Consider the following 11,218-nt stretch of genomic DNA (forward strand, 5'->3'; position numbering starts at 1 on the left):
GAATTCGTGGCTGCGCTCGAACGGCGCGGTATCAGGGCGCACGTGGCGCGCAAGGTCAGCGGCAGCGCCGTCGATGGACGCACCGCGCGTGGCAAGGGCTACGCGATGAGTCTGCGCAGGCGAAAGATGATCGAAGAGGCCTTCGGCTGGATCAAGACGGTGGGTGGTCTGCGCAAGACGCGGCACAAGGGGCTGGAGAGGCTCTCCGGTCAGGCGCTGTTTGCGTTCGCGGCGTACAACCTGACTCGAATGCTGAGCCTGATGCGAACGGCTGCCGCGTAGAGGGATAGATGCGTCCGCTGCCTGGCGAGCAGCCGAATACGAGGGTGAGAGAACCCCGAATCACACGCCACGGCGCACTTCCGGTGCCGGAAAAAACGAGCGGAAGGACATGATCCGGAAGGATTCAAGGGTTTCTCACCAGCCTGTTAGGTGCCGTTGGGAGAAAGGATGCCAAGCCACGCAACGCTCGCCAAAACCAGAACGGCTAATGTCGCCTCCGTGAACAGACTCTGCCGTAGCTTGACGACCGCGTGTGCGTGGTTGCCTGTTCTCAATGCCGCCTCCAGACTTGGGCTCAGTCGAAACCGATTGGCTGCCGCCAGCGCGAGCATTCCTCCGAACAACAGGAGTTTTCCTACGAGCAGGCGGCCATAGAGCGTTGAGAAGAGCGGATCAAGCGATGGCCCAGCGATCAACAGGTAATTCAGGGCTCCGGTCACGACGAGTGCCGCCACGATCACAGTACCTATCCGAGCGAAACCATTGGATGTTCGGCTCAGGATCTCTACTGAGCCTTGCCCGGTATTTGGTTTGTTCGCCGCAAGCACCAAGAACGCGATCAATGCGCCTACCCAGGCACCGGCCGCCCAGAGGTGCGTGATGTCCGAAGCGAGATGAATGTATCCGCGCACGCCGTCATCCATGGCGCCATGTCCCGCCCATGCAAGGGTCGCCAACGCCACACCACTGGAAGCGGCCATCGCTGCAAAACGCAGTGTTGAATTCATGCGCAACACGGCGATGAGCACACACGTCACTAACGCCAGGATGCGAATGCACCAGGCGATGCCCATGTGCGTGCCCGTAATGAGCATGTCGAAAACGTGCGTTGACAGCTCCGCGTAGCTTTGGGCGCCGGACATGGCCTTGGCCATGACCGTCATGCCCCACATCGACAGGACAATGCCGATGGCGGCGGATGCGCCAATGAGTACGCGATAGCGGCGCGAGATCGTCGAGGATCGCTCGTCGTTGCCCAAAGCATAGAGTCCGAACATGGCGACGCCAAACGCCGCCGCCAGGTCCAGATAAAGCGCCAGGCGCAGGACGATGGTCAACCAATCCCCGGCCATGGGCTTACTTCACCTTGAAGGTGACGTTACCCGTGATCGGATGCGTGTCCGAGGAGACGGCACGCCATTCGACGCGATAGTCGCCCGGCTGGAGCGCTTGTGCCGGCGTGATGACCATGGTCTTGCCGTCGCCGGCACCCGCGACGCTGGCGTTGATCTTCATCGGGCCATGGCTCGCCATTCCCGGCATGCCCGTCATGACAAGGCTTGCGGCGGAGAACTGCGGCACCAGCGTTTCGGAGAACTTCAGCTCGATGGTGGCTGGCGCGGAAACCTGCGACTTGTCGGCCGGCGTTGAAGACACCAGCGAAGGATGCGCGAATGCGGCGGTGGCGAACAGGCCAGCAGCGATCGGCGCGACGAGCTTGGCGATGAAATGTGAACGGGTCATAGAGATTCCTACCTTGATGTGTGAGGGTGGTTTAAGAACGAAATGCCGAGATAAGGCTTGCACCTTCGCAACGGCGTGGAACGAAAGAAACGGTTCGCTGGGCGATAGCAGACTCCTGTTGGTTCTGAAAGATGTTTCGGTCACAGTCGGCTCGCTCTCAGCCGCAAGGCGTTGCCCACGACCGATGCCGAACTCAGGCTCATCGCCAATGCTGCGATCAGGGGCGACAGCAACCAGCCCGTGAGGGGATAGAGAACCCCGGCGGCGATGGGGATGCCCAGCGCGTTGTAGAGGAAGGCGAACATGAGGTTCTGCTTCATGTTGCCCACGGTACTCACCGAGAGCGTGCGAGCGACAGCAATGCCACGCAGGTCGCCCTTGACCAGCGTGACCTGAGCGCTGTTCATCGCCACGTCGGTTCCCGTTCCCATGGCGATGCCCACGTCTGCCTTCGCCAAGGCCGGCGCGTCGTTGATGCCGTCTCCGGCCATGGCGACGATGCGGCCTTCTTTCTGCAGCCGCTCGATCAACATGAGCTTGTCCGCCGGCTTGACCTCACCATGCACCTCGTCGATGCCTAGGCGTGCACCGACGGCTTTGGCGGTGGTCTGCCCGTCCCCGGTGGCCATGATGACCCGCAGGCCCGCAGCCTTCAACGCGGCCAGGGCCTCGGGGGTGCTGCCCTTGACCGGGTCGGATACGGCGAGCAAACCCGCGAGTTGCCCGTCCACAGCCAAGTACATGACGCTGGCCCCTTCGCCGCGCAGAGTTTCGGCCTGGGGTACGAGCGGTTCCACCGATACGCCAGACTGTTCCATCAGCACTGTGTTGCCCAACGCCAGTTGCCGGTGCTCAACCTTTCCGCGCACGCCGATGCCGGTTCCCGATTCAAAGCTCTGAGGCTTCACGAGTTGGAGGCCCTGGGCACGCGCGGCCTGCACGATGGCGTCGGCCAGGGGGTGTTCACTGCCCTGGTCCAGGCTGGCCGCAAGACGCAGCACCTCATCGTTCGTAAAGCCGCGTGCTGCGACGACCTGATCGAAAGCAGGTCGGCCTTCGGTCAGGGTTCCTGTCTTGTCGATGACGAGGGTATCGACCTTGCGAAGATTCTCGATCGCCGCGGCATCGCGGAACAACACGCCCTGCGTGGCGCCACGGCCCGTTGCGACCATGATCGACATCGGCGTGGCCAGACCCAGCGCGCACGGGCAGGCGATGATCAGGACGGCCACCGCATTGATCAGTCCATAGACCCAGGTGGGCTGTGGCCCGAAGAATCCCCATACAAAGAGCGTCGTGACCGCAATGGCGACGACGGCCATCACGAAGTAGCCGGCAACGACATCGGCCATGCGTTGCATCGGTGCCTTGGAACGCTGCGCCTGGGCGACCATCTGGACGATCTGCGATAGAACGGTGTCCGAGCCGATCCGCTCCGAACGCATGACCAGCGCGCCGTTGGTGTTGAGTGTGGCCCCGATGACCTTGTCGCCCGCGCGCTTGCTGACGGGCAGCGGTTCGCCGGTCAGCATGGATTCGTCAATCGAGCTGCTGCCGTCGTGCACGATGCCATCCACCGGCACCTTCTCGCCGGGTCGGATGCGCAGCAGGTCGCCGACGTGCACATGGCTGAGCGGCACGTCTTCCTCGCTGCCGTCCGCATTGATGCGCCGCGCGGTCTTGGGCGCCAGCCCCAGCAGCGACTTGATAGCCGCCGAAGTCTGGGAGCGGGCCTTGAGTTCCAGCACCTGGCCGAGCAGTGTCAGCGAGATGATGACGGCGGCGGCCTCGAAATACACGCCGACCCGTCCCATGGACATGAAGGAGGCTGGAAACACTTCCGGCGCAACGGTTGCCACGACGCTGTAGATGAATGCCGCACCCGTTCCCAGGCCGATCAGTGTCCACATGTTCGGGCTGCGGTTGACCACGGACAGCCAGCCGCGGGAGAAGAAGGGCCAGCCGGCCCACAGCACGATCGGCAACGACAGCACCAACTCGACCCAGCTCTGCGTAGCCATGTCCATCAGGTGCAGCCGCTCGCCCAGCATCGCCAGCGCCAGGACCACGAGCGTCAACGGCAAGGTCCACCAGAAGCGACGCGAGAAGTCACGCAACTCCGGGTTGTCGTCGTCGAGGTCGGGCAGCAGGGGCTCCAGCGTCATCCCGCACTTGGGGCAGGTTCCCGGATGATCCTGGCTGATCTCCGGGTGCATCGGGCAGGTGTAGATCGTTCCGGGTGCGGTTGGCGATGCCGCCGGGGCCGGTGAAACTGCGGTGCTGGCATGGTGATGCGGCGCATGGCCGCTGCCTGTGCCTATGCCCGCGCCACCGCTGGCATATCGCGCCGGATCGGTGTCGAATTTGGCCTTGCATCCGGTGCTGCAAAACAAGTACGTGTTCCCCAAGTGCGTGGAGCGGTGCTCCGACGCCGCCGTGACCGCCATGCCACACACCGGATCGCGCGTCGCGGCATCGGGCTGCGAGTGGCTTGAGGACCCGCCCGCGTCGTCACTGCCGGCATGGCTGGCGTGATGGTGGTGCTTATGCGGGCCGGACGTTGTGGCACCCGCCGCCATGCCTGCGTGCTCATGTCCTGAAGACTTGCTGGGTGAATTCATAGTGACAAGTGCCCTCCGCCGTTAACCGTTGGTGTCTGGTGATCGCAGCAGGCCGCAGGCGCGCAAGGAGACAAGCGCGGCGTCGCGTGCTCGCACTGTGCGAGCACGCGACTCATTGCTTCTGCTCCTTGGCGGGTGCGGCACCTTCCTCACCCTGACGCGCGGCATGATCGTGTCCGCCGTGGCCGTGACCACGGTGCATGAACAGGTGCATCAGCGGACAAGCCGCCAGCAGCAGGAAGGGGAGATAGCCGGCAACATGTGCCGTGTGCTCCTTGAGCAGGAAATACGCGGCGACAGCGGCGATGATGAGGAACGCCACGCCGTAGCGCGATCGCCAGAACCGGGGACGATCGCTGGGGGTCTGTGTGTGCTGATGCTGCATGGCATATCTCCACGGAAAAGAGTTGATGGATGGTCAGAGATGCGACTGATAGACCGTGCTACTACCGTTTTTCCCGATCAGCAGCACGTCGTAGGCGTCCTTGCGTCCACCATAGGCCGGACCATCCATGCCGGGCGAACCGACCGGCATGCCCGGCGCCGCGAGGCCGATGGCCTGCGGGGCTTCGCGCAGCAAGCGTTGAATGTCCGAGGCAGGCACATGACCCTCGATGGCATAGCCGCCGATCTGCGCCGTGTGGCACGAACCGTACTTCTGCGGGATGCCCAGCCGCGTGCGCGCTGCCGTGTTCCCGGTGTCAAGAACCTGCACATCGAAGCCTGCGCCTTGCAGGTGTGAGACCCAGTCCTTGCAGCAACCGCAGCTCGGGTCCTTCCACACCTTGGCGATCGGTCGGCTCTGCGCCAGGCTCGGTCCTGCGAGTGCCATCACCAACAAGCCAGCGATCAATGCTTGGCGTCTCGGCACTTTGCCCTGGCTTCTGTCGTAGTGCATGTTCATAGATTGCCTCTCATCAGATGATCAAACCCACAAGGTTCTAGAACCAGAATCGCACGCCAGCCACCCAGCGCGTCTGCTGCGCGCGGCCACCTTCGGCACGCACATAGTCCGCTGTGCGTCCGAAGCTGCCCGCCCGTTCCACGCCGATGTAGGGGGCGAACTGGCGACTGAATTCATAGCGCAGGCGCAAGCCAGCAGACGCTTCGGCCAAGCCCTTGCCGATACCGCGTTCCGGGTCGTCCTTGCCATAGAACTGCAATTCGGCACGAGGCTCCAGAATCAGTCGCTGGGTCAGCAGCAGCTCGTAGCTGCCTTCGACACGCAGCGCCGTACGTCCGCCACTTCCCACGTAGCCCGTCGCCTCCAGCTCGAACCAGTAGGGGGCGAGGCCCTGGATGCCGAAAGCCAACCATTGACGGCTCGGGCCTTCTCCGTTATCCACCCGAACGCCGAGCTGGGTGTCCCAGTACTGTGCGACGGCGTGCCCCCAGAGAAGCTCGGTACGCGATTCTTCGAGCTTTCCTTTGGCGATATCGCCTTCGGCCTTCACGACGGCCTTGTTGTAGGTCGTCCCATACCAAGCCTGGAGGTCGTAGGCCGTGGAATCGTCCCCTTTGCGCGTGAAGCGGCGTTCCAGGGTTTCGCCGCGCAACGAGAAGAACCTGTGTTCGTCGGCCAGCATCAGCCGCGGCACACCGGGTACGGCGTAGTCGCCCGATCCCAATGTCAGGCCATTGGAGTAGCCATGCGGATCGCGGGCGTCAGGAGGCGCCGACCCGCCCTGCATCTGCATGTTGCCGTGATCCATGGCCGGAGCCGCGGTCGAGCCGCTCGCCGACGTCGCGTGACCCGCGTGCGGGTCGGCGGCAGGAGCCACGGTCTGAGTGGATGGCGCGGCCGTTTGAGCGTCGGCCTGGCCGTGCGCTGCATGGTCGTTCTGTGCTTGTGCCTGGGCGGCGACGCTTACCAGGGCCAGAAGCGTCGTGGCCAGTGCGCGAGTGGGGAGTGCTTTGGACATTCTTGGTCTTCCTTGTGCGCTGGGTTCAAGACACCACGACTTCGCGGAACATGCCGGCATCCATGTGGAACATCAGGTGGCAGTGCCACGCCCAGCGGCCGAGCGCGTCGGCTGTCACCAGGAAGCTGATGCGTTGTGCCGGCTGCACCGGCAGGGTGTGGCGGCGCGCAAGGAAGCGACCGTCGGGGCTTTCCAGCTCGCTCCACATGCCGTGCAGGTGCATGGGATGGGTCATCATGGTGTCGTTGTGCAGAATGACCCGCAGCCGCTCGCCGTGTTTGAAGTGCACCGGCGTGGACTTTCCGAACTCCAGCCCGTCCAGGGACCATGCGTAGCGTTCCATGTTGCCCGTGAGGTGCAGTTCGACCTCCCGGCCAGGGCCTCTCTTGTCCAGCGGCCCCGACGGGGTATGCAGATCCGCGAGGGTCAACACTCGCCGACCGTTGTTGCGCAGTCCGATGCCGGGGTCATCGAGGTTGGTGCGCGCCATGTCAACGCGCATGTCCGTGCTGGCACCATACTCGGTGCGAGCGTGGCGAGCAGTAGTGCTGGGCACGGCCAGTCCCCCCGCCGCCGCGGCGTGTTGGCTGTGATCCATCGCCATGCCACCGTGGTTCATGGCGCCGTGATTCATGCCAGCCATCGCCCCATGATCCATCCCGGACATCGAACCCGAGCCCATCCCGGTCATCCCGGTCATGCCCGTCATGCCCGTCATGCCCGTCATCTCCATGGCTTGGCCGGACCCGCCGTGGTCCATGCCCCCCATCATGCTGCCCATCATGTCGTTCATGGTCAGCCATTCGACCGGATCGAGGGCAGGCACGGGAGCTTGAAGACCTTCACGCACGGCCAGCGTGGCCCGCGCGTAGCCTGTCCGGTCCATCGCCTGGGCGAAGATCGTGTAAGCGTCATCCCGTGGCTGGACGATCACATCGACGGTTTCGCCCGGACCGAATCGGAACTCATCGACCGTCACCGGCTCCACGTCAACACCATCGACGTGCACCACCGTGAGTTTCAGTCCGGGAATGCGTACGTCGTAGAAGGTGTTGCCCGCACCGTTGACCATGCGCAGCCGCACGCGCTCACCCGGTCGGAACAGCGCCGTCCAATTGCCGGCGGGGGTGACGCCGTTGGCCAGATAGGTCAGCGTGGCGGCAGACAGATCGGCGAGATCCGTCGGATTCATCCGCATCTCGTTCCACATCTTGCGCTTGTCGATCGCAGCGGCCATGCCGTCGCGCGAGGCGTCCCGGAAGAAGTCGAAGACGGTAGGTTGGTTGTAGTTGTAGTAGTCGCTTTGGGACTTGAGCTTGGTGAACACCCGCATCGGGTCTTCGTCGGTCCAATCCGAGAACAGCAGCACGTGGTCACGGTCGGCGCGGATGGTCTCGGCACCAGCGGGGTCGATGATGATCGCCCCGTACATGCCCGTGAGTTCCTGGAAGCCGGAGTGCGAGTGGTACCAGTAGGAGCCGCTTTGCTGAACCTTGAAGCGGTACGTGAAGGTCTCGCCGGGAGCGATGCCATTGAAGCTGATGCCCGGCACGCCATCCATCTGATACGGCAGGATGATCCCGTGCCAGTGGATGGATGTGGCTTCACGCAGCTTGTTGGTCACACGGATTGTGACGGTGTCACCCTCACGCCAACGCAATGTCGGTGCCGGCAGCGAGCCGTTGATGGTCGTAGCCACGCCTGGCTTGCCCGTGAAGTTCACGGGCGATTCGGCGATCACCAAGTCGAACTCGGTGCCCTTCAGCACAGGGGCGGCACCGCGCGTCGCGGAGCCTTGTTGGGCAAATGCCCTGAGCGCCGGGGTGGACAGCCCGGCCAGGACGCCGCCAGCGGCCAGCCCCTGAACAAAACGCCGACGAGACAGGCCCAGTGGGGGCGCGATTACAAAGGGCGAACGAGGCGGCATGGCCTGAAATCCTCCATAGATAACTTGAAAGTCGTCTTTAGAGCCGCCTTTGGTCTTGGGCGGCACGGTTCGACGCATGGAGGTCATGCTATGGAGTGACCACTTTCGGATGAATGACCCTTGGATTACATTCATGTAATGGTCGCGTCATCTTCGTGGCAGGAAGCGACTATTACATTGCCCCTAAGAAGCAAATGAATGGGGCATCGTGGGCGGCAAAATTCCTTACGCCGCAGCGATTTCATGGGGCATGCGATGAAGCTGTTGGTCGTTGAAGACGAGAACAAGACGGCGGATTACGTCCGCCAAGGTCTCATGGAGGCAGGGTTCGTCGTGGATCTGGCGCGTAACGGATTGGACGGACACCACTTGGCCATGAGCGAGACCTACGATTTGGTGGTCTTGGATGTCATGCTGCCGGATGTCGATGGCTGGCGCATCGTGCGTTCGCTGCGAGATGCTGGCAAACAAGTCCCTGTGCTATTTCTAACCGCACGTGGCAGCGTAGATGACCGCGTCAAGGGGTTGGAACTGGGGGCAGACGACTATCTCGTCAAGCCGTTCGCGTTCTCGGAATTGCTGGCGCGGGTGCGGACGCTGCTGCGACGCGGAAGCGCTCCGAGCCAGCCTGATCGCATCCAAGTTGCCGATTTGGTGCTGGACTTGCCGCGCCGACGTGCAACGCGCGCTGGTCAGCGCATCAATCTCACCAGCAAGGAGTTCGCGTTGCTCGAACTGCTGGCACGCCGACAGGGTGAAGTTCTGCCGCGTTCGTTGATTGCGTCTCAGGTATGGGACATGAATTTCGACAGCGACAGCAACGTCATTGATGTGGCCATCCGTCGTCTGCGCGCAAAGATCGACGATGCGTTCAATCCAAAGCTCATCCACACTGTACGTGGCATGGGATACACGCTCGATGCGCCTGATGATGACCTCGCGCCATAAGCCACGGCGAAGCCGTCCCGCGTCGCTTGCATTGAGGGTCACGGCCCTGGTTGGCATTGCCACTACCTTGGTATTTCTAGCGTTCAACTGGGTTGTCGTTAGATCCCTGGAGCACCACTTTGCCCAACAGGACGCCCATGAACTGGACGCAGTGGTCACGGCCTTGGCAGAGCCGTTGCGACAGATCGCTAATGACATGGACAAAGATGAGTTGCGGCAGCATTTAGCCAATGCAGTGGCAGGACATCATGGGATGACCTATGGTGTCTATGATCGGCCGGGCAATACCATCTATGCCACGCCGGGTCCTGACCTGTCGAAACTTGCCAGCAGCAAAAAGTTGGTCAACCGCATCACCGCCGACGATTTGACGGTGTGGCAAGAGAATCAGAGGTCTTATCGAGGTGTGGCGCTACAACTGCCTGCCGACGATTCGGCGGCACCTGGCTACCGCATCGTCGCTGCCATGGACATCGGCTTTCATCTCGATTTCTTGGCAGAGTTCAAGCGCATGCTCTGGTGGGCGACCTGCCTTGTTCTCTGCATTGCGCTCGGGGTGGCTTGGCTGGCCGTGCAATGGGGCCACCTTCCAATCCGCAAGGTCAACGAGGAGATTCGCACGATCCGCTCTTCAAAGCTAGATGTGAGACTTGATCCTCTGGACGTACCTATAGAACTGGCTGAACTTGTGGTCGCCTTCAACGACATGCTGGCCAGAATCGAGGAAGGGTTTGTCCGCCTGTCGCACTTTTCCGCCGACATTGCGCACGAGTTGCGTACACCCGTTACCAACCTGATTACGCAGTCCCATGTGGCGCTCGGGCAACCCCGCAGTGCAGAGGAATATCGGGAGATCCTCTACTCCAACTTGGAGGAGTTTGATCGCATGAGTCGCATGATCGGCGACATGTTGTTTCTAGCTCAAACGGAAAATGACCCTCGAAATCTCCGCCTCGGCGAAATCGACTTGGCTGAGTTGATCCGAGGTTTGTTTGACTACTTCGAGGCATTAGCTGAAGACCGCAACATCACACTTTACGCAAAGGGTGCTGCCGAACCAATACGGGCGGATCGTGAGATGTTGCTGCGGGCGCTCAACAATCTTCTTTCCAACGCAATCCGTCATACTCCCTATGGGTCGCGTATTACAGTCGCTTTGGCGCAAGATGAGCGATGGACAACGATAAGTGTCGAAAATCCGGGCGAGCGAATTTCGGAGGCTGATCTGCCGAAGTTATTCGATCGCTTTTTCCGAGTAGATCCTGCCCGCCAACGAAAGAACGCAGGTGCAGGGCTAGGGCTGGCCATCGTCAAATCAATTGCCGAAGCTCATGGTGGACATGTGCAGGCAACGTCCAGCGATACAGCGACTAAATTTGATCTAACGCTGCCTCGCATCGCTTAGTTGGCCTCTCGCCATTGCGGGAGAATGCAGATCGTGGATGGGCGCAGTTTCGACTCGTCGGAAGCAGGTTGCTCGTCAGATGATGGACATGCCTTTCTGCCGTCCAATCTCCCATGACACACCACCGCCGCGTACAGTGGCAGCAAGTTGCTGACCTAGCCGTTGCTCGATCACTGGTTTCCACGGCACTAGCAGGCTGGTGAGAAACCCCGCTCGCTGCTCGTGGCGCGGGTTTTAAGGCAGACTCCCGCCCCGAATCGTCTTCCTACTTTTCCCGACTGTCCATGCGCGGCCAAGAGAATCCCCAGGCGTTGATGTTCAGCTACGTGAGCCTGGAACAACGCGTGCCGAAGGACCACCCGCTGCGCTCCCTGCGCGCGCTGGTCGACGGCATTCTCGCCAACATGAGTGCGCTGTTCGATGAGCGTTACTCGCATACCGGCCGTCCGTCGATTCCGCCTGAGCAGTTGCTGCGTGCGCTGCTCGTGCAGATCCTCTTCACGATCCGCAGCGAACGCCAGCTGGTCGAACAGCTCGACTACAACCTGCTGTTCCGCTGGTTCGTTGGCCTGGGCATGGACGATGCGGTGTGGGACCGCACCGTGTTCAGCATCAATCGCGACCGTCTGCTCGGTACCGACATCGCACG

The 11,218-nt window shown here is 61.9% G+C and carries 12 protein-coding genes; 4 read left to right on the top strand and 8 right to left on the bottom strand.

The annotated features are described in order from the left end of the window. Positions 1-282: transposase (locus tag METUNV1_RS15255; protein ID WP_043360080.1), on the top strand; the 282-nt coding region annotated here is incomplete at its 5' end. Positions 283-428: 146 nt separating this feature from the next. Here METUNV1_RS15255 and copD read toward each other — a convergent pair. The 7 genes from copD to METUNV1_RS15290 form a co-directional block, all read right to left on the bottom strand. After that, positions 429-1,355, bottom strand: coding sequence for a copper homeostasis membrane protein CopD (gene copD, locus METUNV1_RS15260; RefSeq protein ID WP_008063304.1), 927 nt, complete (start codon positions 1,353-1,355; stop codon positions 429-431). A 4-nt stretch (positions 1,356-1,359) separates the two neighbouring features. Beyond that, positions 1,360-1,746, bottom strand: a complete 387-nt coding sequence (copC, locus tag METUNV1_RS15265) for a copper homeostasis periplasmic binding protein CopC (protein ID WP_008063308.1) — start codon at positions 1,744-1,746, stop codon at positions 1,360-1,362. Positions 1,747-1,886: 140 nt separating this feature from the next. Then, the gene (locus METUNV1_RS15270) at positions 1,887-4,325 is read right to left on the bottom strand and encodes a heavy metal translocating P-type ATPase (protein WP_081471374.1); all 2,439 of its coding nucleotides are present in this window, start codon (positions 4,323-4,325) and stop codon (positions 1,887-1,889) included. Between the two features lie 154 nt (positions 4,326-4,479). Then, on the bottom strand, positions 4,480-4,752 hold the full coding sequence (locus tag METUNV1_RS15275) for a DUF2933 domain-containing protein (protein WP_008063316.1): 273 nt from the start codon (positions 4,750-4,752) through the stop codon (positions 4,480-4,482). 33 nt (positions 4,753-4,785) lie between these two features. Next, complete coding sequence (locus METUNV1_RS15280; RefSeq protein ID WP_006226241.1) at positions 4,786-5,271, bottom strand: DUF411 domain-containing protein; 486 nt, start codon at positions 5,269-5,271, stop codon at positions 4,786-4,788. A gap of 37 nt (positions 5,272-5,308) precedes the next feature. Further along, a complete protein-coding gene (locus METUNV1_RS15285) occupies positions 5,309-6,289 on the bottom strand; it encodes a copper resistance protein B (RefSeq protein ID WP_008063323.1) in 981 nt (326 codons plus the stop codon). Between the two features lie 25 nt (positions 6,290-6,314). Then, positions 6,315-8,216 (bottom strand): copper resistance system multicopper oxidase, encoded by a 1,902-nt coding sequence (locus METUNV1_RS15290; protein WP_081471375.1) that lies wholly within the window; start codon positions 8,214-8,216, stop codon positions 6,315-6,317. Positions 8,217-8,471: 255 nt separating this feature from the next. Here METUNV1_RS15290 and METUNV1_RS15295 point away from each other — a divergent pair, with 255 nt between their 5' ends. Then, positions 8,472-9,164, top strand: coding sequence for a heavy metal response regulator transcription factor (locus METUNV1_RS15295; protein WP_012202383.1), 693 nt, complete (start codon positions 8,472-8,474; stop codon positions 9,162-9,164). Continuing rightward, entirely contained in the window at positions 9,136-10,569 is a 1,434-nt protein-coding gene (locus METUNV1_RS15300; protein ID WP_012202384.1) for a heavy metal sensor histidine kinase, read from the top strand. The genes METUNV1_RS15295 and METUNV1_RS15300 overlap by 29 nt, the downstream gene beginning before the upstream one ends. A gap of 75 nt (positions 10,570-10,644) precedes the next feature. Here the strand turns inward: METUNV1_RS15300 and METUNV1_RS15305 are convergent, their stop codons facing one another. Next, entirely contained in the window at positions 10,645-10,758 is a 114-nt protein-coding gene (locus METUNV1_RS15305; RefSeq protein ID WP_456299009.1) for a DUF3363 domain-containing protein, read from the bottom strand. A gap of 95 nt (positions 10,759-10,853) precedes the next feature. Between METUNV1_RS15305 and METUNV1_RS15310 the strand changes: the two genes are divergently transcribed. Then, a partial coding sequence (locus METUNV1_RS15310) for a transposase (RefSeq protein ID WP_242059669.1) occupies positions 10,854-11,218 on the top strand: 365 nt, incomplete at its 3' end.

It is taken from the genome of Methyloversatilis universalis FAM5, from assembly GCF_000214035.2.
Lineage (GTDB): Bacteria > Pseudomonadota > Gammaproteobacteria > Burkholderiales > Rhodocyclaceae > Methyloversatilis > Methyloversatilis universalis.